We start from the raw sequence: 26,605 nt of genomic DNA, 5'->3' as shown, positions 1-26,605 counted from the left end.
ACAGTTAACGAGATTTAGCTAAAAGCAGATTCAATATAATCTTGTAATAGAAGTCGGTAGCCCTTGAGGAAAAAAGGTTGACCGACTTTTATGCTATCAGGAAAAGGGGGGCTGTCCGCAGAGATTGGGGTAGGGGTTGGATAGCGATCACAACGCACTAAAGCCACATCAAACCGACAAGGATATTCGATTAAATCCGGGCGATCACTTAAAAATAATTCCGCTGCTTGAATCAATTTTGCTTGTTTACCCGGAGTAATAGCTAAAAGTCCCCCCTCATCCCAATTCCGTTGACTACGGGTTTTAACTTCAACAAAACTCAAAATTGGAACAGTCCCCTGTCCCCGATACAAAGCAATTAAATCAATTTCTCCAAATCGACAATACCATTGATGATGCAAAATTTGCCAACCTTGGCTTTCTAACCAAAAGCCGACCCATTGTTCCCCTAAAGAACCAATCGTTTTAGACATAGATGTCGGTTGCTGGTTATTCGTGAATATTCTATCCCCTTTCTCCGTAAAATATTAAGTTATATGAAGTAAATTTTTGCATCGGGAGAAAATATGAATTTGAGGATTTCCTCACCCCTAAAAACCCTTGGGGCTTTAGTTGTACTGAGTGTTTGGATGCTTCTGGCCCTGTTGAAAACGCCATCCGCCCTCGCTGAAAATTATGAAAAGCGCACTTTATTAAATGCAGACTTTTCGGGTCAAGTGTTAACAGACTCAGAATTTGACTTTGCAAATTTACGCGGAAGTAACTTTAGCCATGCAGATTTACATGGCGTCAGTTTATTTGGAGCTAAACTCCAAGATGTGAATCTCGAAGGTGCGGATCTGAGAAATTCCACCTTGGATATGGCTCGTTTGAGGCGGACAAACCTCAAAAACGCTATCCTTGAAGGCTCTTATGCCTATAACGCTGAATTTGAAGGGGCAATCATTGAAGGGGCTGATTTTACCGATGTGATGTTAAGCCGGGATGATCAACTTACCCTCTGCAAGGTAGCGACAGGAACCAACCCGGTCACAGGACGCAATACCCGCGATACACTCGATTGTGATTAAACCCGATTGGGCTAAAATCCCTTAAAAAACTGGGTTTCCGGTTTCATCTCCCTGGTCGTCCTCGGACACTGGGGATATTTTTTGCTTTGTCATATTTGATGATAATTTGCAATACTTTTCTATTCCTGAAACCTCAATATTAGGAACTTCCATCATTTATTTTAACGAGCTTTACCCAAAGATTTCAGTAACTGCTGCCCTTCAGCAAGCCGTGATTTGCCATTCAATTCATGGTTTCTCCCTTCTTGGATAAAAAAACGCTTATATTACCATAGTTGTTTTCAAAAAACAATTATTGAGAATAACTAGCATTAACGCTATACTGTCTTCTTGAAAAACTATTGCATTAAAACAGACCCTTTCCAGATCCATGAAAAATATCACTAGACGTGGGTTCCTCACCCTTGGAACAGCCTTGGCTGTAGTTGCAGTTGGAGGACTTACCCCGATGCAACGTAGTCAAGCTAACCCCCAAGTTGTTAATGTTTACTCGGCTCGTCATTACGATAGTGACAATCAGCTTTATCAAAGTTTTACAAACAAAACGGGGATTAAAGTCAATATTGTTGAAGGGAAAGCCGAGGAATTAGTCGAACGAATCAAAAGTGAAGGAGCCAATAGTCCAGCAGATATTTTAATTACTGTTGATGCTGGGAACCTTTGGAGAGCGCAACAACAGGGAATTTTTCAACCTATTTCTTCTGCGATTTTAAATCAAGCCATTCCAGCTAATTTAAGAGAACCTAATGGGAATTGGTTTGGGTTTTCTAAACGGGCGAGAGTCATTGTTTATAATAAAGCTAAAGTCAATCCGGCTCAATTGTCTACCTATGAAGATTTAGCAAATCCTAAATGGAAAGGAAAAATACTGGCTCGTTCTTCTAATAATATTTATAACCAATCTTTAGTGGCTTCAATGGTTGGAGAAAGTGGAACTACCAATGCAGAAAAATGGGTGAAAGGATTTGTGGCTAATTTTGGCAGACCCCCGGAAGGAAATGATGTTTCTCAAATTAAGGCTGTGGCTTCGGGTGTGGGACAGTTAACTTTAGCAAATACCTATTATTTAGCCCGTTTAGCAGGGTCTCAAAAACCTGAAGATAAAGCAATTGCAAGTAAAGTTGGGTTATTTTTTCCCAACCAACGAGCTCAGGGAACCCACACCAATATTAGTGGTGCAGGGGTGATTAAAACGGCTCCTAATAAAGCGGGAGCGATTAAATTTTTAGAGTTTTTAGCAAGTCCAGAAGCTCAAAAGATTTTTGCTCAAAGTGCTTTTGAATATCCAGCCGTTGCGGGTGTTCCTGTCTCTCCAGTTTTAGCCAGTTATGGTACATTTAAAAGTGATCCGATGAATGTTGCAGCCTATGGCAAATTTAATGCAGAGGCGATTCAAATTATGGATCGCGCCGGCTGGAAATAGTGATAAAATGCGAGTTTGACGGACTAAAAAAGGCTTACCTATTTTTGGTTTCGTCGAACTCACGTTAATAACTCATTGAGATGATGAACAGTTTTCTTAGGTTTCTTCGCGATTAAGTGCAACTAAAACCGCTTGTTGACTAACATTTTTATAGACTGTTTGTAAATATTGCATCACAATATCGGTAGCCGATGAAGCAGAACGATTATTAGAATTTACAGCAATAGGTGCTAATGGAATTGTACCTAAAACATCTAGCACGGTTTCACTCCCTGGAGGAGGTGTAATCACAACTAAAGCTGGGTCTAGTTGTTCAGAATAATTCCAAAATTGATTGAGTTTAGGAGAATGGGGGTTAGATTTTATGGTTGTTGTTTCTGTGGTAGAAACGTTAATATCTTCTTCACTTTGAACCCGCAGTTGACGTAACGTTGTAATAATTTGTTCTTGGGTTCTTCCCCGAAGTTGAAATAAAACAAACGGATCTTCACTAAAGCGATCACCCAACATATAATAAACTGCACCAATATGTTTACAGGGATTGGCTTTGTCAGGACAACTACATTCAGAATGAACATTATCCAAGGAAAAGGGAAATAATCTTAACCCATTAGCAGCAAATACATCCTCAATATCCTGTGGCATTTCTCCCGCTAATAATTTAGCACTAAAAATAGCTCGTTGCGATAAAGTTTCAATAATATAATCCCATTCTTCATCACTAAATATATCTAACCACAAGGAAACCGTATAAGGTTCGGGTTGAGTTCCTTGAACTTGGGCTAAAACCTTTTGATCTTTAAAGTCAATGTTTAAAACATTCCCTTGTCTGGCATAATTTCTCGCTCGTTCAAGCCGTTTTTTAAACCGATATTTATCTAATAAATCTAACCATTGTTGTGACCACCATTCTTTGTTTGCGTCTATTGTATAGTCTACCATAAAATTACTCCTTTTATTAACAATTTTTTGAGCTTTCAAACTATTCCTCTTCCTCCTCAATAATTGAGTTTCGATCTAATATTAATAAATTTCTGAGTTGATCGGTATCTAAAGCCGTTAACCAATCTTCTCCTGCACTCACGACTTGTTCGGCTAAGGCTTTTTTACTTTCAATTAAATCATGAATTTTTTCTTCTAATGTTCCGGTACAAACAAATTTATGCACTTGTACATTCCGAGTTTGACCAATTCTAAAAACTCGATCCGTAGCTTGATTTTCGACGGCTGGGTTCCACCATCGGTCAAAATGAAAAACATGATTAGCACGGGTTAAATTTAAACCCACTCCTCCGGCTTTTAAAGATAATATCATAATCGGTGGAGCTTGTGGATCGTTTTGAAACCGATCAATCATTTCTTCCCGTTTATTTTTTGACGTACTCCCATACAAAAATAATATTTCTCGGTGAAAATGATGTTCTAAATAGGGTTGTAATAATTTTCCCCATTCTGCAAATTGAGTAAAAATTAAAGCGCGATCACCTTCTTCTAAAACCTCTTCTAGCATTTCTGTCAACCGTTGTAATTTTCCTGAATATTGGGTTTTAATTAAATCTTGTTTGTCTGATTTTTTACTATTTTTAACTTTAGCTTCAATTAAAACGGGATGATTACAAACCTGTTTCAGCCTCACTAATAATGCTAGAATCATTCCTCGGCGTTGAATTCCTTCCGCATCATCAATTTTTTCTAAAGATTCATCAACAATTTTTTGATATACGGTTGCTTGTTCAGTGGTTAAGGGACAAAAGACAGTATTTTCTTGTTTCTCGGGTAAATCTTGAATAATATCTTTATCGGTTTTTAACCGACGTAAAATAAAAGGTTGAACTAGCGATCGCAATATTTTTAAAGAGTCCGTATCTCCATATTTTTCAATCGGAATCGCAAACCGTCGTTGAAAAAATGTTCGTTGTCCTAAGTACCCTGGATTTAAAAAATCCATAATTGACCACAATTCTGATAAGCGATTTTCCACCGGAGTTCCCGTTAAAGCAATTTTAAAGGATGCGTTAATATTTCTAACAGTTTTAGATTGTTTTGCATCAGAATTTTTAATATTTTGGGCTTCATCTAATACCAGTCCTTGCCAAGTTACCCCCTGCAATTCCTTTTCATCTCTAAAGGTTAGAGGATAGCTGGTAATCACTAAATTTTTATCTTGAATTATTTTAGCAAAATTTTTGCCTTTTGCACGTTTATCGCCATGATGTACCATCACTTTTAAATTCGGACTAAACCGTTTAATTTCCCGTTCCCAATTGCCTAAAACCGATGTTGGACAAACTAATAATACGGGATTTTCTAAACTATTTTGTTCTTTTAAATGCAGTAAAAATGCAATAAATTCTATTGTTTTTCCTAATCCCATATCATCCGCTAAACACGCACCTAACCCCCATTGTTCAAGGAAGGATAACCAACCTGCACCCCTGGCTTGATAAGGTCGTAATTCCCCTTTAAAATTCTGGGGGTTTGGAATGGGTTCTAAACTCCGATTATTGGTTAAAGTATTTAATAATTCCTGTAATTTTCCTCCTGCTTCAAAGTTAACAACAGGTAATTTCTCAATCATTTGAGTATCTCCCGTTGATAACCGTAACGCATCTTCTAAAGAAAGAGTCATTTCATCTTTACGCTGACTAAAAAATGTTTTGGCTGCTTTAATATCCGAAGGTCGTAACTCAACCCATTCTCCATTAATTTCTACTAACGGACTTTCTTTAGAAACTAAGCGATCAAATTCCGCCTTCGTCATCGTTTGTCCACCAATGGATAATTGCCATTTAAAGCTTAATAAACTTTTTAATCCTAACCGTTCATTTGTTTTTAATTTAGGCGTTTCTGCTTTAATACTTAATCCCAATCGACTCGCCCACCCGTCTCGATTTGCTAAACTAGGCGGTAAAATTACTCCTAATCCACTATCGGTAAAACGCCAAGCATAACTTTTCAAAAATTCATAAGCTTGTAAGGGATTTAAACTACAGCTTTGGGGACGAGCTTGTTGTAAACTGGATTCAATAACAGGATATAATTTAGAAGCCAAACCCAAGCCTTTTAACAACGTTTCCTGGGGATGTTTAATTGTTCTCCCTCGATAGGGAAAGGACTCAACTGAATGACTCCAAATAATATGAGTATTGATAATAAATTCAGGATCATCAATAGCTTGTAGACAATATTCTAACTGCCAATTAGGATCATCTTCTGTGGGAGGATGTAACTGAAAAGCTGTTGAAAATAGATTTTGTTCCGATAAAGAATATTGTAGCGGAGAAGTCCAATTTTTTAAGGCTATTTCTAAGGATTCTATTTCTGTTAATTCTCCCTGAATCGTATTTTCTTCTTTCCCTAATCCTTGTAACCAAGCTTGCAGAGTTGAGGGTAATAAAACTGTATTAGCACTAGCTTTTGTTTCGACTTCTTCAGCAACAGTTCTCACTTGTGCATCAATGATTGTTCCTAGAAAATCAATGATAATATTTTGAGCAGATAAGGGTAAATCAATAGCTATAAAATTACTTTCTATTAACTCTTGATACATTCGGCAAACCGTTGGCATTTGTTTAGAAAATCTTAATAATCGAGCTTGATCAATGGCACTATCGAAAAGCGGTTGCCATTGTGCAATAATCGTTTTATCAGATTGTTGAATTAATTGGGGTAAAAATTTAGATCTAGCCAATAAATCCAAACTCCAACGAGCAAGATGTGACCAAAATCGTAAATCTTCCCCTAAGTTAGATTCTGATGTTGTTACGGTACTTAAAGGCAGAGATTGTAAAAATTGAAAGGCTTGTTTAGGATTAAGAGAAATCCCATTAATTTGCCAAGGATAGAGATGAGATTGAGGACTATTCGTTGCAGTAGAATAAATTGGAGTGAGTTCTCCAACTGTTTCAGAAATATCTGTTGGGAGTGCTAGAATTTTCGGGGATAGAAGATTAGGGAGAGTCGTTGATAACCCAATATTTTGTAAAATAGGTTGAGTTAAGAGTTCTGTATCGTTTAACGCAAAGGGATAAGGAAGAATGGGTGCTGAAGCAAGGGACTCCGACGTAACTCGTCGCCAGGTTTCTCCCCAAAGGAAGAAAGACCGACTCGGCGTAATGCACCAACTTCCATGTAGAATTGCCATCTCGTCAACCTGCAACTGTTCTGTATTAATTATATTGTGTCTTGATTCATTCAATACCTTCGCCAATTTTAGGAAGGAGTAGAATAAAGTTGAGGTTTTGCTTGACAACAACTCTACTACAGAAAGCCCTCTCTACATTTTGGCGAAGGTATTGTTCAAGAAACCAGGTTTCTAGGGTTTCTATCTCAAAAATTGGGATTTTTGAAAAAATTAACTGACTTTAGAGGGTTGTTGTTTCTGACTAAAAAAGGCTTCCAAAATTTGTTCAGAAATTTGAGAACTGGTTAAGCCTAAATCAGCAAAAGATTCATTAGGTTCAGCATGATCGACTAAAATATCAGGAACCCCGAAACGTTTCACAGGAACCACAACATTATTGTCTAATAAAGCTTCAGCAACAGCCGAACCAAAACCGCCCATTAAACAGCCTTCTTCTATCGTGACAACTTTACCCATTTGTTGAGCTAAAGGCGCAATTAATTCGATATCTAAAGGTTTAACAAAACGGGGATTAATTACGGTGGCTTCAATGCCATGTTCACTGAGAATTTCAGCGACTTGCATTGACATATTTACCATACTGCCATAACCCATTAATAGCAGATCATCGCCATTGCGGAGAATCTCTCCTTTGCCGATGGGTAAAGGTTCCCAGCCTTCTTCCATTAACGGAACACCTAACCCTGATCCACGCGGATAACGCATCGCAGTGGGGCCATCTGTATGCTCAATTCCAGTTACTAACATCCGTTGTAATTCGGCTTCATCTTTAGGCGCCATAATCACAATATTGGGCAAACACCGCAGATAAGCAATATCATACATTCCTTGGTGAGTTGGGCCGTCTGCACCCACAATTCCGGCTCGATCCATACAGAAGAAAACCGGGAGCTTTTGAATACAAATATCATGGACAATTTGATCATAAGCTCGTTGCAAGAAGGTGGAATAAATTGCCACAACCGGACGCATTCCTTCTGCTGCTAAACCCGCCGCCATTGTAACCGCGTGTTGTTCCGCAATACCGACATCAATATATTGTTTGGGCAGTTTTTTCTGGAGAATATCTAACCCAGTTCCCGTTGCCATTGCCGCCGTAATCCCGACAATTCGAGGATCATTTTCTCCCAATTTAACTAAGGTTTCTCCAAATACTTTAGAGTAACTCGGAGGTTTAGGTTTACTGGCGGGAATCGCTTTTCCCGTGGCTAAATTAAAGGGATTTTGAGCATGATAACCGACTTGATCTTTTTCTGCGATCGCATAGCCTTTTCCTTTCACCGTTGCGACGTGAACCAACACAGGCCCCGGTATTTTATGCGCTTGTTGAAACGTATTAATTAATTCTTGTAAATCATGACCATCTACAGGCCCAACATAAGTAAAACCTAATTCTTCAAACACCGCCCCAACTTTAGGAACCGCAAGACGTTTCATCCCTTCTTTCATTCGTTCCATTTCGGGAGTAAAAGCTTCTCCGACGAAGGGTAAATGTTTAAATTGTTCTTCTAAATTATCCGTAAGGAACTGAACTGGATCACTCAGTCGCATTTTATTCAAATAACGAGAAATTGCCCCCACATTGGGCGAAATTGACATCTCGTTATCATTGAGAACCACCATTAAATTAGTATGAGGTAAATGTCCGGCGTGGTTAATGGCTTCTAATGCCATTCCTCCCGTTAAAGCCCCATCTCCAATAATGGCAACGACTTTAAAGTTTTCCCCTTTCATATCCCGTGCTAAAGCCATTCCCAACCCAGCAGAAATACTGGTAGAAGCGTGTCCCGCACCAAAATGATCAAATTTGCTTTCACAGCGTTTTAAATAGCCTGCAACGCCGTCTTTTTGCCTTAGCGTGTGAAAATTTTGATAACGTCCGGTGATTAATTTATGAGGATAGGCTTGGTGTCCCACATCCCAAAGAACTTTATCTCGATCAAGATCCAGGGTTTGATACAATCCTAACGTCAGTTCCACCACACCCAACCCTGGCCCTAAATGTCCTCCAGTCGCGGCAACGGTTTCTAAGTGTTTCTCGCGGATCTGGCGGGCAATTTGTTCGAGTTGATGGATCGACAAACCATGTAGTTGATTTGGATGAGTAATTTCGCTTAGGTGCATATTTGTTAAATACCTTCAAGTCACCATGAAGTTAACGTTTCGGGAAAATGGCCCAATTTTCCAGGCATTAGGCCGAATTATCAACATCAATGTCATGGTAGCAGGGAAGAGGGTGATGGGGTATTGACAGTTAACGGTTGACTGTTAATCAGCTTAAAATGACGAGTTAGGTTGGGTAAGGAATTCTAGTTCACTAGGAGTGCTAGGACGGCTTAAAATCACGTTACGATGGGGAAAGCGTCCGAATTTTTGAATAATATTAAAGTGAGCGATCGCATAATCAAACATGGATGCAGTATTAGGATCACCTTTTAAAGTTTCAAATAATTCTACACAACGAGTTTGATCGGCTAAATTTTCACTATGTTCAAAAGGAAGATAAATAAAAGCCCGTTGTACCCTGATCATCTGTTGATCATATCTTTGATCAAGGGCATACTTCGCGATGGTTAATGCTTTTTCATCGGTGGCAAAGGCTTGGGGTGTTCCGCGAAATAAATTGCGAGGAAATTGATCTAAAGTAATAATTAACGCTAAACAACTTAACGGTGAATTTTGCCAAATATCAAGTTGGTTTGTCGCTGCGAGTTCATAGGTTGTCAGAAAACGAGTCCTGATTTCTTCATCAAAAGTAGGATTTGTCATAAACCAAGCAGGTTTAGGTTTTCCATAGTTGGGGTCATGGGGATGACCAAACCAGAAGCTTAAAATTTCTTCAAATTTATCCATAATTGTTTTCAATCCCTAGCAATTTATTGTAATAATATTAAGCTTCTCTAACCTAGTATGGGAAAAAATTACCTTAGCCAATATACTCTAATACGATTTTTAACCCAACTCAACTTTAACTATCCTGCCAATCTTCAATCTTTAAACCATCTATGCAAAGAATTACTATCAAGTAAAAACTGAAACACAATTAATATCTCTAAACTTTTATGTTTCAATTCAGGAGGCATCTGAATCTGTAAAATTCCATCCTCCCCAAGCACTGTTTTTAACTGTATCGTTTGCATTTGCATTTTCTCTCGAATTAACATAACTCAAATTCCTCCCTTTTTTGACCCATCATAGACGAAAAATCCCTAACTGTAGGATGCCTCAGCAACGCACCAGCCAACATCCAACACCCAATACCCGACAATATGCAAAAATGATAAAGAAACAAGAAAACGTATCCGGCACGAAGTATGGCTGTGGAGTCCCGATATAATCCTGCATCCCTCGAACAAAAGTGGCAACAAACCTGGGCACAACAGGGGTTGTACAAAACCCCAACCGACAAAGACAAGCCCAAATTTTATGCACTCTCCATGTTCCCCTATCCGTCGGGGAGTCTACACATGGGTCACGTTCGCAACTACACTATTACTGACGTGATCGCCCGACTCAAACGGATGCAAGGCTATCGTGTCTTACATCCGATGGGGTGGGATGCCTTCGGACTACCTGCCGAAAATGCTGCCATTGACCGAGGAGTTCCTCCGGCGGAATGGACATATCAAAATATTGCCCAAATGCGAGAACAATTGCAAAAATTAGGGTTCTCGATTGATTGGGAAAAAGAAGTAACCACCTGTTCCCCGGAATATTACCGTTGGACACAGTGGATTTTCTTACAATTTTATAAGTGCGGACTGGCTTATCAAAAAGAAGCAGCAGTTAATTGGGATCCCATTGATCAAACGGTACTTGCTAATGAACAAGTTGATAATGAAGGACGTTCTTGGCGGTCTGGGGCAATTGTTGAACAGAAATTATTGCGGCAATGGTTCTTAAAAATTACCGATTATGCTAACGAATTACTCAACGATTTAGAACATTTAAACGGATGGCCAGAACGGGTTAAATTAATGCAAGCCAACTGGATCGGACAATCTATTGGCGCACAGTTAGAATTTCCGATTATTGGGTTAAATGAAAACATTGCTGTTTTTACCACTCGTCCTGATACGGTTTACGGGGTTTCCTATGTGGTATTAGCCCCAGAACATCCCTTAGTTTCTCAAGTTACAACCCCTGAACAAAAAGCAACGGTAGAAGCATTTATTCAAGAGGTTAAAAATCAAAGTAACACGGATCGCACCTCTGACGATAAACCCAAACGAGGTGTTCCTACAGGTGGAAAAGCCATTAATCCCTTTAATGAGGAAGAAATTCCGATTTGGATTGCGGATTATGTTTTATATGAATATGGAACAGGCGCGGTCATGGGGGTTCCCGCCCATGATACCCGTGATTTTCAATTCGCCACTCAATATGATTTACCCATCAAACAGGTGATTGTTCCTGATGATGCGGATAATGATAATGAGGAAAATGATCGAGTTAAAATGGCTTATACCGGAACGGGAATTTTAGTCGAATCCTGTAATTTTAGTGGAGAACATTCTGAACACGCTAAACAAGCCATTATTAACTATGCAGAAGATGAAGGATATGGCAAAGGAATTATTCAATATCGCTTAAGAGATTGGTTGATTTCTCGTCAACGATATTGGGGTACACCGATTCCGATTATTCATTGTCCGAAGTGTGGAGCGGTGGCTGTTCCTGATGAAGATTTACCTGTAAAATTGCCTGAACAGGTTAAATTTAGTGGTCGGGGGCCGTCTCCTTTAGCGCAATTAGAAGATTGGGTTAATGTTACTTGTCCGAACTGTGGAACTCCTGCTAAACGGGAAACCGATACGATGGATACGTTTATTGATTCCTCATGGTATTTCTTGCGTTATCCTGATGCTAACAATGATCAACAAGTGTTCGATCCAGCGATTACAAATGATTGGATGAGTGTTGATCAATATGTGGGCGGAATTGAACACGCGATTTTACATTTATTATATTCTCGATTCTTTACAAAAGTATTGCGCGATCGCGGATTATTACATTGTAAAGAACCCTTTGAACGGTTATTAACTCAAGGGATGGTGCAGGGAATTACCTATAAAAATCGTAATACTGGAAAGTATTTTTCACCTTCACAAGTGAGTCCTAGTAATCCCCAAGATCCTGAAACCGGAGAAAAGTTAGAAGTCTTCTTTGAGAAGATGTCTAAATCGAAATATAATGGCGTTGATCCGTTGGAAGTCATGGGTAAATATGGGGCTGATACCGCCCGGATGTTTATTTTATTTAAAGCTCCTCCTGAGAAAGATTTAGAATGGGATGATGCTGATGTTGAAGGACAATTTCGCTTTTTAAATCGGGTGTGGCGAATTGTGACTGAATTTGCTGAAGTTGAAACTTCTAAACCTAAGAATCGGGAATTAAGTAAAGTCGAAAAAGACTTAAAACGGGCGATTCATACTGCAATTAAAGAAGTCAGCGAGGATTTAGACGGAGACTATCAATTTAATACGGCGGTTTCAGAATTAATGAAACTTAGTAATGCCTTATCTGAAGCCGATTGTAAAGCGTCTCCTACCTATTTAGAAGGAATTGAAACGCTGTTGAAATTATTAGCACCGTTTGCCCCCCATATTGCCGAAGAATTATGGCAACTGATTGGTAAAACAGGTTCAATTCATACTCAAACTTGGCCTCAGTATGACCCAGAAGCGTTAGTGGTTGATGAAATTACCTTAGTGATTCAAATTAATGGTAAAACACGCGGTACGCTTCAAGTCCCAGCAGCAGCTAATCACCAAACTTTAGAAGAATATGCCCGAAATTCTGAAGTCAGTCAACGTCATATCGGCGACAAAACCATTAAAAAAGTGATTGTTGTCCCTGGGAAATTAGTGAATTTTGTTGTTGCTTAACCCAGAAACTTAATCGATTATCTTAATTTTCCTCCAAACTTTTCCGGTTTGGGGGTTTTTTATTGGGAATAAATTAAATAAGGTCATAGGCATTTAAACCGCATCTTGAAATATGATCAAACTCCAACCCAAATTCTGTTCTGTTCCCTCTTTCCTTTTCCTTGTTCCTTTAAGCAAATTCGGCGTAACCGCTTATCAGATATTGAGTTTTAGCGCTGGTATCAAGGGGACACTTCTTGAATTGACCCTTTAATTAAAAACTGGTGTCAAGATTGTTAATCATGAGTTGGATCTCAGCGAGGCTCCCACCTAAATTCTTAATTTGATATCATAGAAAGTGTGTAGGGCTATCCCTGAAAGGGTAAAGAAGTCTCTGGTTGTGTTTAGACTTCTTTATTATCAATGGATGAGTTCATCAAGCTCAAAACCTAAATCCTAATCCTGAGTCGAGCTTGTTGATTTTAATAGAGTTTCATGATTTTCCAACATCTAATAGAGCTTAATCAATCAAGAGGAAGTTTCATGTTTAATAATATTAAGCGTTTTTATGAACAAGGCTTAAAAAAAGCACGCCAAGGCAATTATCGGGGTGCTTTGAAAGATTTTGATCAAGTGATTCAATTAAACCCAAATTATGCCAACGCTTATAATAATAGGGGTCTAGTTTACTATTATTTGAAAGAGTATCAACAAGCCGTTAATGATTTAACAAAAGCTTTAGAAATAGAACCAAAATTACCTGATGCTTATCTAAATCGGGGGAATGCTTGGCGACATTTAGGAAAATATGATAAAGCAATTCAGGACTTTAAGGTGGCTCTAAATTTTAATCCCAAAAGTGATGCAGTTTATAATAATTTGGGATTAGCGATCGCCCAATCAGGAAGTTATCAAGATGCTATTAATCATTACAATCAAGCCATTAGTCTAAATCCCAACAATCATAAAACCTATTACAATCGAGGTCGAGCCTTTTATTTATTAGGAAATAAAGAAAAAGCAGTGGAGGATTTTAATAAAGCAACGGAATTAGAATTTAATTATATTAAAGCTTATATTAATCGAGGATTGTGTCATCATCAATTAGGAAATCATGAGCGAGCTATTCGAGATTATAACCGGGCTTTACAAATAGATGCCTATAATGTTTATGCCTATTATAACCGAGGTTGTGTTTATCATAGTTTAAAAGAATATCAATCAGCAATTGCTGATTTTGATCAAGTTCTCAATATTGATCCTAATTTTATTAAAGCTTATTTAAACAGAGGATTAGCTCGTTATAAATTGGGGGATGAATCCGGTGCAAATAAAGATTTTTATCATGTCATGTGCGTGAACTCAGATACCTATATTCATTATCAAGCTCAACGGGGAATTTCCGATCACGCTCCCTATTCTAAAAATGCTCCTAAAATTGACGTTCAACAAGGAGGAGAATATTTTTATACAACTTTTCTCAATGGTTTATGGGATACGGAAGACCTAGAACAACGGGAGTCAACGATCTGTGAAGCGGAATTTATAAATGAATAAAAATAGGGGTGAAATGGGATGATTCTGGCGCTGGGATAGCCACACTTTAATTGGGTTTAAAAAAATAACATATTTAAACTAATTAATAAAAGAAATAAAGCAAACGCTGTTCGTAGTTTTTCCCCTGAAATAACATGGGATAGCGTTGTTCCCCAAAAAGCTCCTAAAATAGTAAAGGGAGCAATTAATAATAAAGCCGGCCAATAAATATATCCTGTAAATCCAGGAAGAGAAGCACCCCCTTGAGAAGATAACAGAAATGCAAGGGTTCCTAAAATCGAAATCGGTAAACTAAAAGATGATGATGTACCCACCACTTCATACATCGGTAATCCACAATAAATCAAAAAGGGAACACTAATTGCACCGCCTCCCACCCCTAAAAGTCCCGACTTAAACCCAATTCCCAAACCCACCACATTAATAATTGCTAATCTTGGTAAGGTTTCTGACTTGGGTTGGGGTTTAAAATCCAACAATAGCTTTATAGAAATCAACAATAAAAATAATCCAAAAATAATTTTTAGCCAATGACTTGATAAAGTATTATCTAAGGCTGCACCCAATAAAACACCCAATAAAATACCCGGAACAATTTTCCAAAATACTCCCCATTGCACATCTCCTTTAGAATGATGGGCTAAAATAGAAGAAGTTGCTGTACAAACCATGATACTCATCGAAGTTGCGATCGCAACGTGCATCACCAAACTGGGCGGAAACCCCATTAAATTAAAAATATAAAATAACCCTGGAACAACCAACATCCCTCCCCCAATTCCCAATAATCCTGCTGCGGTTCCAGCCGTTAGTCCCAGTGCTACTAATAAAACCCAAGGTAGAATTCCCATCATAACAATCCTCAAAAGAAGTTTTAAGCTGTACGTTTTGCACTCAACTTTTAAGGGTGAACTTTATTGTCTCATAATTTTTTCCCCCTCAGTTCTGAGTTCCCCCTCTGTCAAGCTCTTCCCAATTGAGATTAGCCGATGAACACTACGCTGTAAAATAGTGCAAAGTGCAAATTGGTAACAGCAACGACCCCTGGCCCAGCGTGAGAGGGGATAGGTATGTTTGACTATTTTTGTCAATTGCACGTTAAAAAAACCTGAAGTGATGTATTAGTCACATTTTGTTAGTTAAGAGCTTCGGTATTCTAAGGGAGAAGAAACGAATGTATCGTCCAAGTGGAACTGGTGTTGCAACAAAGACAGGAGCCAATAGCCGCGTCTTTATCTTTGAAGTCGAGGGAATGCGACAAGGGGAGAATACAGACAAACTCAACTTTCCAATTCGTCGCAGTGGTGCAGTTTACCTGACTGTACCCTATGACCGCATGAATCAAGAAATGCGTCGCATTTCCCGGATGGGAGGAAAAATTGTCAGTATTCGCCCTGCAGGTGAACCTCATGCTGCAACGACCGTGGCTCCCGTAAATGGACAACAGAGCCAACCATCTGAAGAAAAAACTAAGCCCATGACTCACGCCAAGGCTAAAACAGATATTCCTATTAATATCTACCGTCCGAACAAGCCCTATATGGGGCAATGTATCGAGAACTATGAACTGGTGGGTGAAGGAGGTTTAGGTACAGTCCGTCACCTCACCTTTGACATCTCCGGCGGAGATTTACGTTATCTCGAAGGTCAAAGTATTGGGATTATTCCCCCTGGAAACGATAACAAAGGTAAACCCCACAAGTTAAGGCTGTATTCAATTGCCTCCACTCGTCATGGTGACAAACTGGATGATAAAACCGTTTCCTTGTGTGTTCGTCAACTGGAATATAAACATCCTGAAACCGGGGAAACCGTCTATGGGGTTTGTTCGACTTATCTGTGTAATTTAGAAGTGGGGGCGGATGTTGCCATTACTGGGCCAGTGGGTAAGGAAATGTTATTACCCGATGACGAAGAAGCCACTGTGGTGATGATGGCAACGGGTACAGGAATTGCACCCTTCCGGGCTTTCCTGTGGCGGATGTTCAAAGAACAACATCAAGATTATAAATTCCGAGGGTTAGCTTGGTTATTCTTTGGAATTCCCTACACTGCCAATATTCTGTATAAAGAAGAGTTGGAACAATTACAACGGGAATTTCCTGATAACTTCCGCTTAACTTATGCCATCAGTCGTGAACAACAAAATCCCCAAGGTGGCAGAATGTACATTCAAGATCGGATTAAAGAAAACGCCGATGAATTGTGGCAGTTAGTTCAGAAAGAAAATACCCATACCTATATTTGTGGTCTTAAAGGTATGGAAGGTGGTATTGACGAAGGAATGTCTGCGGCTGCGGGTAAATTTGATGTCAACTGGAGTGACTATCAAAAACAACTCAAAAAAGCAGAGCGTTGGCACGTTGAAACTTACTAAATCAGTTTATAGATTTCATCAGATGTCTGCATAAATCAACACTGATTCAGTAACGTTCTCAAGAAGTCTCGTTCTAATCGATTGAAGTGCGAGGGATTATTTTATTCCTCGCTTTTATTATTTGGAAACCAGAGAATAAAGTAATCGCTTATGACCCCAAAATCAGGACTTGAAATGTACCAACAACGGCTTTTTGCTTTGCATACAAGCCAAATTTATACTCGTTTATCAGGAGAGATTTATCAACCCACTTATCAAGATTGGCTGAATATATTAAAGCAGGAAGTTAATTTAATTAAAACGGAAAGTTCTGAAAATATAGGTTTATCTCGCCTTAATATTTTATTAGGAGATTCCTTAAGTATGTGGTTTCCTAATCCTTTATTACCATCAGGAAGATTATGGTTAAATCAAGGAATTTCAGGGGATACAACAAGCAGAATTTGGCAACGTTTAGATATTTTTGATCAAATTCAGCCCGATGCAATTTATATTTTGGCGGGAATTAATGATTTAAAAAATAAGGTTTCTGTGAAAGAAATATTAGGAAATTATCAAAAAATTTTAGATTATCTACAACAAAAATATCCTGAGACGCAAATTTTAGTTCAATCTATTTTTCCAACAAAATTACCCACAGAAGCCCTAACATTTTCGATTCCTAATCTTTTAATTCGAGAACTGAATCAAAATCTTGCTCAACAGGTTAAAAATCGAGGGCTCATCTATTTAGATTTTCATCAACGATTCACCGATAATCAGGGAAATATCCGCCCTGAGTTAACCACCGATGGCTTACACCTCAGCCTAGAAGGTTACAAAGTTTGGCAATTTGCCCTTAAACAAACAGAGTCTCGCCTGACTAAAAATCGAGATAATAACTATCAAAACTGGTTAAAAAAATCATCAGAATTCCCCTTAGATGGAAAATCTTACCTCTGGGTTTCTTATCCTGTTCAACCCGGAGATACCCTACAAAAAATTACCCTCAACACATTAGGGCGAGACGATTTTGACTATTGCGATTTAATCGCCATCCGAAACAACCTCACATCTGAGGTTCTCTCGATTGATGATGTGATTGAAATCCCGCAATTGATCTGAATTGGGGATTGAGGAGAAAGATCCCCTTTTTCTTCGCCCCATACCCCATATTAGGCTTCGTCCCCTGTCTGCTGTTAGTTTTCCCGGTGGATAACCAAACTGGACTAGAGAGTTTGCCGAGAAATGTATTTTTCTAGGTCTGCCTGAGTTTGCTGGAGCATTTGCTCGCGAGAATCACGCGCTTGAGTCAGGTTGGGAACTAAGTTACGAGCTTGTAACGTCATGTGCAGTTGTAGATCTGCTACATAGGCACTAACGCCTTGATGATTAGAAGTTGTTGAGTATCCCATCTCTAACTTCACAGGTTTTTCTCCCTTCATTAGAACAGTGTTTTGTCGTCATTGGTAAGGTATCACGGTTTTTGTACGACTGAATCATCTTGTAACGAAGTTTAATCGTTTAGGGGATGATCTTTACAGTTCGTTACAAATCAAGGAAGATAACATACACCCCAAAGTCTAACCCTCAGTAATTTCAGCGTTGAACTTTGTTAACGGGAGCAAAACTCATGGGTAGACTATCTAATATTAGGAGTATTTCTATGCCAGTCAGTGGACATAAAAAAATGAAAACTCTAAAAACCCGTTCTCAGTTTGGAAAAGACGTATAGCTTAATTAAATTTTTCCTTAATATTTTGACCGTCTACTTAAGCTAAACATTTAGCACAGGACTAACCGATCCAGGGATAGGATACACCCGAATAGGGTTACTAAGATATTTTGTATTTTACGATACAGAAAAATATACGGTTTAACCCATTCCTGACTTAAAATCAATCACCAACATAAATGGGGCTTCTGGATATGACACAACTTATTGGCACAGCCAGCAACGATTTATTAACCGGGACACCCGAACCCGATGAAATCCTAGGATTTGCTGGAAATGACACCTTACAAGGATTAGCCGAAAACGATACCCTCAACGGAGGCCAAGATCAAGATTTGCTCTCTGGGGGTATCGGTAATGATCTTCTATTTGGGGATATTGGCAACGATACCCTAGAAGGAGACTCAGGAGATGACCTGATTTATGGCAATGCTGGAAATGATCAACTCAATGGCGGTGAAGGTGCGGATCTGCTATTTGGTGGACAAGGCAGCGATACCTTATTTGATAGTGGTGGCAATGATCTGCTATTTGGAGATAGAGGAAACGACCTACTTTATAGTGGAACCGGAGTCAATGAACTTACCGGCGGTGGAGGTTCCGATGTATTTGTAATTGGTCGAGAACTGCTCGACGGTCAACTTGATATTGTGACTGATTTTCGGATTGGAGTCGATTTAATTGGATTAACCAATAACTTAAAATTTAGCGATTTACGGTTCGTACAAGTCGGCAACGATACCGTTATTGAAGATAAATTAAGTAATCAACAACTTATTCTAGTTCAAGAAATCGAAGCCACAGCCCTCAATAATCAAGCCAACTTTACTCAATCTATTGAAAGCAGTACGCCGATTATTGAGTTTAGCAATACCACTCCCCTGCAAGTTCAAGAAGGTGAAACTTCAGCCCTATTAGTCAATGTTCAACGGGCTGGTTCTCCTTTAAATACGGTTAGTGCCACCCTTGGCTTAAAAACCGATACCGCCACATCCAGCGATGTCAGTTTAGAAGCCGTTGAAGTCATCTTTCAACCTTATGAAACCTTCAAGGTTGTCTCCGTTCCGATCAATATTGTCGATGATCAGCAACCCGAACCCAATGAAAGCTTTCAGTTAACCTTATCGAACCCGAAAGGTGGTGCAACCCTTGGAGAATCTGAGGCAGTAGCTGTCACCATCACAGAAAATGATGTCAGTTCATCTTCTTCCCCACTCCCAACGACATCACCTATCTTCATTCCCCTACCGCCCTCCCCCTCCACCATTAGTGTGTCTCTATCTCCTGATACAGTTGCAGAAGACTCCGAAGTACCCTTAGTGTATACCTTCACCCGTCAGGGTGGCTCACTAGATTTGCCGATTAATGTTAACTTCAGTGTTGGGGGTACAGCTAAACTCGGAGAAAACTATACCGTTACTGGGGATAGTAGCTTTACCGATACCCAAGGCAGTGTTTCCTTCCCAGCAAACGTCACTACCGCAACAGTTACAATCTTTCCCATTAATGATGATCAATTTGAAGAAGTTGGAAAAACCATTGATCTGACTTTGGTAGAATCCGGCTTTCTGTACAGTGCCAATCCCCAAGAATCCACCGCTCTAGGAACCATCACTAGCGAAGATCCTCCACCCAAACCTCCAGTTTATAATTTTAGTCAGGCTGAATATTCCGTCTTTGAAGGTGATCCAGACATTCCTCAGAAAGCTAGTATCACCATTGACCGCAGCTTTGATACAGATTTGGCATCTAGTGTCAAAATTCTCCTGACTCCTGCTTTACAAAACGGCGGAACACCGGGCATTGACGTGGAACCGACGGAAATCTCCCTAGATTTTGCTGAAGGCGAGAGTCAAAAAACATTTGAAATCCCTATTATCGGGGATAACACCATTGAGCCGTCCGAAGTCATTATCTTGTCATTTGATCCAGACAACTTTCAACCCAGTGGACAACCTGGAACTATCAACCCCCAAGCCACCCTCAATATTAACGATGATGATGGCCCCACTACTTATGACTTCGCCGACAAATTCTTCCAAACCCTCGAAGGTAACTCAACCAATGTGACTCAGGTTGTTAAAATTGAGCGTTCTGGGGATATTAATCTAGATTCTTCTGTTAATGTTAATCTGACCGGAGTTAATGCTGTTCCCAATGTAGACTTTGCTCCAGGGCCAATCACGGTTAATTTTAAAGCCGGAGAAATCAGCCAAACTGTTCCAATTACGATTATAGGGGATCTTGGATCTGATCAGAACAAAACCATTAATCTATCCTTAAGTGTTCCTCCAGGCAGTTTAGTTGGAAATCTCCATCCCACTGCGGATTTACTGGTGATTGATGACGATAATGTTCCAACCTATGATTTCACGAATAATGTTTATCAAGTGCGGGAAAATAATACCGACATTACCTACAGTGAAGTCACCGTAATTCGTTCAGGAAAAGTTGATCTAGCTTCATCAGTTACAGTTAATTTGAATACAGGTTCCCCCAACGGAGCTACCCCAGAACAAGACTATACCCCCTCTGAAATCCCCCTACAATTCCAACCGGGAGAAACCAGCAAAACCCTACAAATTACTATCAAAGGAGACGAAGTATCTGAATCTAATGAAGCGATCGCTCTGTCATTTTCCAACTTTGATAATGAGGGCCAAGCCGGAACAACTGCACCCGACGCTATTCTGACTATTGCAGATGATGATTCCCCGCCCACCTATAATTTCGTACAGAACAACTATGAGGTTGAAGAAGGGGATACGTCTAGTCAGTTTAATCAAGTTGAAGTCGCTCGTTCAGGAGATCTTAGTCAACAGTCAAGCGTTGATGTAGTGTTGACCAGTGGTACTGCTATCTCCGGTACAGACTTCAAGGCTGGGGCAATACCACTGACCTTTGCTCCCAATCAAGATAAGCAAACGGTTCCGATTGAGATTATTGGCAATGTACGGGTTCAGCCTGACCGAACCCTGCAACTTTCCTTTGCTAATTTTGATAAAAATGGACAAGCTGGAAACGACAACCCCACAACCGTTGTCACCATTAATGATGATGATAAGGCTACCCTGAGTCTCACGACTGTAGAAGCTATTGCGACCGAACCCACCACCACGAAAGTCGAAAATGAAAAGCCCAAAAACGGAATTTATCGCATTAGTCGCGCACCTGATACTTATGGAGATTTAACAATTAATCTCGCGCTGACACCCGATAAAATCACTGCCAACGACTACACTCTGACAACTTCAACAGGGCAAGCCATCACGATTAACAATGACTCTACCGCCGTTCTTACTCTTCCCAATGACCAAACCAGCATCGATATTATCCTGACTCCGATTGATGATATTCCCGCAGAAGCTGATGAATCCTTGACCTTGGCTTTGGCGGAAGGGGATTACAAGATTAGTCCGAAAGAAAACACTGCAACGGTTACGATTCAAGCCAATGATACCGCCGTTACCCAACTCGGTGATACCACCAGTCAAGCACCAGAAGATTATGCTTTAGTAGAAGGTTCCTTACGTCAAGCGATTCTGAATGCTGAATCCCTCACTGGAGAAGATACGATTACTTTTGTTGACAACGCTTCATCGGGGGTGATTAACCTCACAGGTGCTTTACCTGCCCTCAACAGCGATATCATTTTCGACGGCCCAGAAGCAGATCAACTTACGATTCGTCGGGATACGGGAGGGGACTATAACATTTTTAACGTCAATGGAGGCAATGTCACGATTGATGGATTGAAACTCACCAATGGCTTCCCGTCGGGAACCATACCCAGTAGCTCCAGTACCACCACCGGCAGCCGAGGCGGTGCAATTAATATTACTTCATCGACGAGTAATGTTCAGATCATTGATAGTTGGCTAGATGGAAACCAAGCTAATAACGGAGGAGCCATCGCCAACTCCGGTAAACTGACCATCCAAAACAGCACTATTAGCAATAATAAAGGTAGTAACGGGGGCGGTGTTATCGTTATTGATGGTCAAGTCCAAATTATTAATAGCACCATTGCTAACAATACAGCTAACATCGGGGGTGGGGTGTTTAACTCTGTGGCGGAGTTGACAATGACTAATAGCACGGTAGGTTTCAACCAAGCGACCGGAAATAGTGGCGGTGTCCGAAATATTGGGGGGGTCAGCAATCTGAAAAACACGATCATTGCCAGTAACAAGGCTCCTCTTGATCCTGATGTGGGAGCCTCTATTGAGTTTGCGTTCAATAGTGGTGGTAACAACTTAATTGGAGACGGAACTGGAGGGGAAGGCTTAGTCAATGGGGTTAAGAATGATATTGTAGGCAGTAGCACTACCCCCATTGATCCATTACTGAGTCCTTTACAAAATAATGGGGGCACCACACCGACTTTAGCCTTAGACAGCACTAGCTTGGCGATTAATGCAGGAAATAATAGCTTTGCTATCCCCTATACAGACCCCGGACTATTTGACCAACGGGGGCCTAACTTTACCCGGATTGTTAACAATATCATTGACATTGGGGCATTTGAATCTCAACTGATTTAATCAGTTATCAGTTATCAGTTATCAGTTATCAGTTATCAGTTATCAGTTATCAGTTGTCAGTTGTCAGTTAATAGTTGTTAACCCAGAACTAAAAACTAAAAACCGATAACTGATATGACTGACTATTTCACTGCGGCAGCACGGGCAGCGGCGGCTTCATCAGGATGAATATTCAGACGAGTCAGATTAATCCGACCTTTGCTGTCAATTTCCCGAACTTTGACAATGACCTCATCCCCGACAGAAACCTCATCTTCAACACGAGGAACCCGGTAATCTGCTAATTGGGAAATATGAATCATCCCTTCTTTACCCGGAAGTAATTCTACAAAGGCTCCAATCGGGATAATCCGCGTAATCCTGCCCACATACACATCCCCAGCATTCAGTTTGCGGGTCATGCCTTGAATAATTTGATAAGCACGGGCGGCATTCTCACTATCGGTTGAAGCAATTGTCACAGTACCATCATCGTCAATATCAATTTTGACTCCGGTTTCTTCGGTAATCCCCTTAATGGTTTTCCCACCAGGGCCAATGACTAAACCAATCAAATCAGGATCAATTTTTAAGGTTAACAACCGAGGCGCGAAGGGAGACAAATCAGAACGAGGTTTGCCAATGACCTCTAACATTTTTTCCAGGATATGCAGTCGGGCAGGTTTCGCTTGATAAATAGCATCTGCCACCGTTTTCATCGGTAGCCCAGTGATCTTCATATCCATTTGTAGCGCGGTGACTCCACTATCGGTTCCTGCCACTTTGAAGTCCATATCTCCCAAAAAGTCTTCAATTCCTTGAATATCGGTGAGAATCCGAACTTCTTCCCCTTCTTTAATTAACCCCATCGCCGCCCCGCTTACGGGTTTGGAAATGGGAACCCCGGCATCCATTAACGCTAATGTTGATCCACAGACCGAACCCATTGAAGTTGAGCCGTTGGACGATAATACTTCTGATACGACCCGAATCACATAGGGAAACTGATCCTTAGAGGGTAACACAGGAACTAAGGCCCTTTCTGCTAAAGCTCCATGACCAATTTCTCGCCGTCCCGGTGCCCGCATGGGTTTTGTTTCCCCAACGGAATAAGGCGGAAAGTTGTAATGGTGCATATAGCGTTTTTCTTCTTGGGGATGCAAATCATCTAAATCCTGAGCATCCCCTGGCGTTCCTAAAGTCGCAATGGACAACACCTGAGTTAAACCCCGATTAAACAAGGCACTTCCATGTACCCGTTTCGGTAAACAACTCACCTTACAAGATACCGGACGGACTTGATCTAAGTTGCGACCATCTACCCGGACGCTATCTTGGACAATTTGCTGACGCATTAATTCCTTGGTAATGTCCTTGAAAATCTGACTTACCAATTTAGAATCCTCGGTTGTCGCCACCCGCAGTGGATCATCTTCGGGTAACGCCTCAATGGGGGTAACTATTTGTTGTTCCTTAATTTCATCCAAGTGGGCATCCCGTGCCGTTTTATCCAAGTCATATTGTTGGAGAACTTGTTTAACCGGGAGAGTCACGCGATCGCGGATAAATTGGATTAAACCCGTATTTCCTTCCGGGGGTTCTCCGGGTTTTAATTCAATCCCCAAGTCTCGCATCAATTCTTCTTGGGCTTTGATTAAATCACAAACCGCTTCATAACCAAAATCAATCGCCTCGATGATATCCTGTTCGGGCAGTTGGTTCGCCCCGGCTTCTACCATGACTACGCCATCGGGGGAACCCGCCACGACTAAATCCAAATCCCCGTTCTTTACTTCCCGGTAGGTGGGATTGATAATAAAATCATCTCCAACTAATCCGACTCGTACCGCAGCCATCGGCCCGAAAAAGGGAATTTTAGCTAAAATGACGGCTACAGAAGCACCTGTCACGGCTAACACATCCGGTGGCACCTGTTCATCCATGGACAATGTTGTGGCGACAACCTGAATATCATCCCTGACCCAATGGGGAATTAAAGGACGTAAGGGACGGTCAATTAAACGACTCGTCAAAGTGACCCGATCCGGCGGACGACCTTCCCGACGTAAGAATCCCCCTGGAATTCTTCCCCCTGCATACAGTCGTTCTTCATAGTCTACTAACAAGGGCAGAAAATCTATTCCAGGTCTGCCTTCGGCGCGAGTCGCAGTCACTAAAACTGATGTATCTCCAGACTCGATTAAAACGGCTCCACCTGCCTGTGGCGCAAGTAAACCTATTTTGAGTCTAATATCCCGTCCATCAAAGGATATTGACTTAATGATCTCTTCCATGTATTTTATCTTCCTTCTTCTTCCACGATTCTCTCTCTGTCGCCATCGTAACACGGTGATGATGATCGGTCGGGAGCGTTTACACGTTGGCAGTCAACCCTGAGTTATCAACAGTGAACTGTATAGCTGCCTTGATTATTGCCTCTACCGTTACTCTTGATCCCTAACAACCTTATCATCGCTTTTTTAAGATTCTATTCCTGAGTTGGGAACCCTTGTGATTGAAAGGATCGGCCATTCAAGTTTAGGAACTTGGAAAAAATCACGATGTCACAAACAGAGAGGGAGTTTTAAAGTTGGACTAAGGTTTCTGTTCTTCAATCTCATCTGAACCCTGAATTGAGGTTGATTTCGACTGACTATGAGTGTTTGAGAAACCTGAGTTCAGTTTTTCATTATAGTTCCTGACCTTCTCAATCCTCTCGATTTGGGTCAACAAATGTGATTTTAACGGAACTGAGATTAACCGGGTGTTTTTAAATACTGGGTTTTGGGCTAATTTTAACTTTTTATCAGAATTTGAAGCAATACGTTACATTCGACACATTGGTGAAGCATTGCAGACAGTTCACGAAAGACATATATTACACCGAGATGTAAAAAAGCCAAGAAACATTATTATTCGAGATAATAGTTTAGAACCTGTATTAATTGATTTTGGAATTGCTCGTCATTGATGGGAGCGGGAATTTGGTTAATTGCGATCGCTATTTTAACAAAAATTTAACTTTTCCTCCGCCGGGAGTTGTGTTAATCGTTGGTGTTATTTTGTTGGCGATCAGACTAATTAAAAATCGTGTTCCCTAACCGAACAACTCCCTTCTTTAGTAAAAAATTTGATTTCTAATTCCGTTTAAACTTCGGGTTATTCTGAAATTTTAGCCCGTTTTTTACGAAAAATTCCGGTTAGATTAAGCCCTGTAATTAACATAGCAATTAATCCTAAACCTATTAAAGCAACGTAAATGGTTCTTCCAAAGGAGCCGAAATAAGTACCTTGGTGAACTCTTAATAAGAGTTCAGAAATCTTATCGGGAATATGAAACCAACTATCCCCAAGTCGATACAAAATGCCCGTTGATGCACTCAAAAATAAAGGTAAGAATACAATTGGTGCTAATATTTGATGAATTTTTCTGGCATTTAAAGGTGAGTTTTTTGGGGCATTTTTACGTTTTTCTTGTGCTAACCGAACCATTGTTAATCCGGTGACAATCATAGCAATGAGTCCCAAACCTACCAATAATACATAAATCGGAACTAACCCTTCTCCTAGAAATTCCCCTTGATGAATAATCAGTAAAAAATCTGCTTTTTCTTCTGACAGCCCCATCAAATTTCTGCCCAAACGATAAGTCATTCCGGTAAAGGCTGTTAAAAATAAAGGAATAAATACAATCGGTGCAATTTTACGATGAAATTTCCGAAATTGAAGATTTTGCATTATGATTAACCTGAATCATGATAGGATTGTAGGAAGGTAAAATTTTTCGTCTTTCAAGGTTAACAGATGAAATCAAAAGGGTTTTTACGATAAAATTGAGAAAGACGATGATTCTAACCCTGAATTTCAAGATAAACCTAAAAAGTGACAAACTGGTGACGACTTCAGAAGTTACCCATTAAATTTACTGAT

The 26,605-nt window shown here is 40.2% G+C and carries 18 protein-coding genes; 8 read left to right on the top strand and 10 right to left on the bottom strand.

Annotated elements, in window-relative coordinates; translation table 11 throughout:
* Positions 1–14: 14 nt before the first annotated feature.
* Positions 15–473 (bottom strand): YraN family protein, encoded by a 459-nt coding sequence (locus PL9214_RS03900; RefSeq protein ID WP_083579872.1) that lies wholly within the window; start codon positions 471–473, stop codon positions 15–17.
* A 156-nt stretch (positions 474–629) separates the two neighbouring features.
* On the opposite strand from PL9214_RS03900, the gene PL9214_RS03895 reads away from it, so the two are divergent.
* Together PL9214_RS03895 and PL9214_RS03890 are read left to right on the top strand one after the other, a co-directional pair.
* The gene (locus PL9214_RS03895; RefSeq protein ID WP_072718641.1) at positions 630–1,070 is read left to right on the top strand and encodes a pentapeptide repeat-containing protein; all 441 of its coding nucleotides are present in this window, start codon (positions 630–632) and stop codon (positions 1,068–1,070) included.
* A 370-nt stretch (positions 1,071–1,440) separates the two neighbouring features.
* Positions 1,441–2,493 (top strand): Fe(3+) ABC transporter substrate-binding protein, encoded by a 1,053-nt coding sequence (locus tag PL9214_RS03890; RefSeq protein ID WP_072717545.1) that lies wholly within the window; start codon positions 1,441–1,443, stop codon positions 2,491–2,493.
* A gap of 96 nt (positions 2,494–2,589) precedes the next feature.
* Here the strand turns inward: PL9214_RS03890 and PL9214_RS03885 are convergent, their stop codons facing one another.
* The 5 genes from PL9214_RS03885 to PL9214_RS31115 all read right to left on the bottom strand — a co-directional run bounded on the left by PL9214_RS03885 (position 2,590) and on the right by PL9214_RS31115 (position 9,801).
* Entirely contained in the window at positions 2,590–3,435 is an 846-nt protein-coding gene (locus PL9214_RS03885) for an SWIM zinc finger family protein (RefSeq protein WP_072718640.1), read from the bottom strand.
* Between the two features lie 40 nt (positions 3,436–3,475).
* Positions 3,476–6,637, bottom strand: a complete 3,162-nt coding sequence (locus PL9214_RS03880) for a sll1366 family intein-prone helicase (RefSeq protein WP_072717544.1) — start codon at positions 6,635–6,637, stop codon at positions 3,476–3,478.
* A 210-nt stretch (positions 6,638–6,847) separates the two neighbouring features.
* The gene (gene dxs / locus PL9214_RS03875) at positions 6,848–8,761 is read right to left on the bottom strand and encodes a 1-deoxy-D-xylulose-5-phosphate synthase (protein ID WP_072717542.1); all 1,914 of its coding nucleotides are present in this window, start codon (positions 8,759–8,761) and stop codon (positions 6,848–6,850) included.
* A gap of 153 nt (positions 8,762–8,914) precedes the next feature.
* Entirely contained in the window at positions 8,915–9,490 is a 576-nt protein-coding gene (locus PL9214_RS03870) for a DUF924 family protein (protein ID WP_072717540.1), read from the bottom strand.
* 134 nt (positions 9,491–9,624) lie between these two features.
* A complete protein-coding gene (locus PL9214_RS31115) occupies positions 9,625–9,801 on the bottom strand; it encodes a hypothetical protein (protein WP_186440330.1) in 177 nt (58 codons plus the stop codon).
* Positions 9,802–9,957: 156 nt separating this feature from the next.
* On the opposite strand from PL9214_RS31115, the gene leuS reads away from it, so the two are divergent.
* Positions 9,958–12,525 (top strand): leucine--tRNA ligase, encoded by a 2,568-nt coding sequence (leuS, locus tag PL9214_RS03865; RefSeq protein WP_072718639.1) that lies wholly within the window; start codon positions 9,958–9,960, stop codon positions 12,523–12,525.
* Positions 12,526–13,047: 522 nt separating this feature from the next.
* Positions 13,048–14,061, top strand: coding sequence for a tetratricopeptide repeat protein (locus tag PL9214_RS03860; RefSeq protein WP_072717538.1), 1,014 nt, complete (start codon positions 13,048–13,050; stop codon positions 14,059–14,061).
* Between the two features lie 56 nt (positions 14,062–14,117).
* Here the strand turns inward: PL9214_RS03860 and PL9214_RS03855 are convergent, their stop codons facing one another.
* On the bottom strand, positions 14,118–14,915 hold the full coding sequence (locus PL9214_RS03855; protein WP_139294960.1) for a sulfite exporter TauE/SafE family protein: 798 nt from the start codon (positions 14,913–14,915) through the stop codon (positions 14,118–14,120).
* Between the two features lie 320 nt (positions 14,916–15,235).
* On the opposite strand from PL9214_RS03855, the gene cpcD/petH reads away from it, so the two are divergent.
* Positions 15,236–16,438, top strand: a complete 1,203-nt coding sequence (gene cpcD/petH, locus PL9214_RS03850) for a bifunctional rod-capping linker CpcD/ferredoxin--NADP reductase PetH (protein ID WP_072717535.1) — start codon at positions 15,236–15,238, stop codon at positions 16,436–16,438.
* Between the two features lie 150 nt (positions 16,439–16,588).
* A complete protein-coding gene (locus PL9214_RS03845) occupies positions 16,589–17,542 on the top strand; it encodes a GDSL-type esterase/lipase family protein (protein WP_072717533.1) in 954 nt (317 codons plus the stop codon).
* Positions 17,543–17,646: 104 nt separating this feature from the next.
* On the opposite strand, the gene PL9214_RS03840 is transcribed toward PL9214_RS03845, so the two are convergent.
* Entirely contained in the window at positions 17,647–17,832 is a 186-nt protein-coding gene (locus PL9214_RS03840) for a hypothetical protein (RefSeq protein WP_072718638.1), read from the bottom strand.
* 514 nt (positions 17,833–18,346) lie between these two features.
* Here PL9214_RS03840 and PL9214_RS03835 point away from each other — a divergent pair.
* Positions 18,347–22,696 carry a Calx-beta domain-containing protein gene (locus PL9214_RS03835; protein ID WP_072717531.1) on the top strand — a complete coding sequence of 1,450 codons (4,350 nt, stop codon included), beginning with the start codon at positions 18,347–18,349 and terminating at the stop codon, positions 22,694–22,696.
* Positions 22,697–22,818: 122 nt separating this feature from the next.
* Here PL9214_RS03835 and PL9214_RS03830 read toward each other — a convergent pair whose 3' ends face one another.
* The gene (locus PL9214_RS03830) at positions 22,819–24,969 is read right to left on the bottom strand and encodes a polyribonucleotide nucleotidyltransferase (RefSeq protein WP_072717529.1); all 2,151 of its coding nucleotides are present in this window, start codon (positions 24,967–24,969) and stop codon (positions 22,819–22,821) included.
* Positions 24,970–25,439: 470 nt separating this feature from the next.
* On the opposite strand from PL9214_RS03830, the gene PL9214_RS32650 reads away from it, so the two are divergent.
* Positions 25,440–25,646, top strand: a complete 207-nt coding sequence (locus PL9214_RS32650; protein ID WP_281250303.1) for a protein kinase domain-containing protein — start codon at positions 25,440–25,442, stop codon at positions 25,644–25,646.
* A gap of 188 nt (positions 25,647–25,834) precedes the next feature.
* Here the strand turns inward: PL9214_RS32650 and PL9214_RS03820 are convergent, their stop codons facing one another.
* On the bottom strand, positions 25,835–26,413 hold the full coding sequence (locus PL9214_RS03820) for a PepSY-associated TM helix domain-containing protein (protein WP_072717526.1): 579 nt from the start codon (positions 26,411–26,413) through the stop codon (positions 25,835–25,837).
* Positions 26,414–26,605: the final 192 nt, after the last annotated feature.

The sequence above is a fragment of the Planktothrix tepida PCC 9214 genome, assembly GCF_900009145.1.
In the GTDB taxonomy this organism is placed as follows: Bacteria; Cyanobacteriota; Cyanobacteriia; order Cyanobacteriales; family Microcoleaceae; genus Planktothrix; species Planktothrix tepida.
The sequence above is the reverse complement of the archived record's forward strand: the minus strand, read 5'-3'. Positions and strand labels throughout refer to the sequence as shown.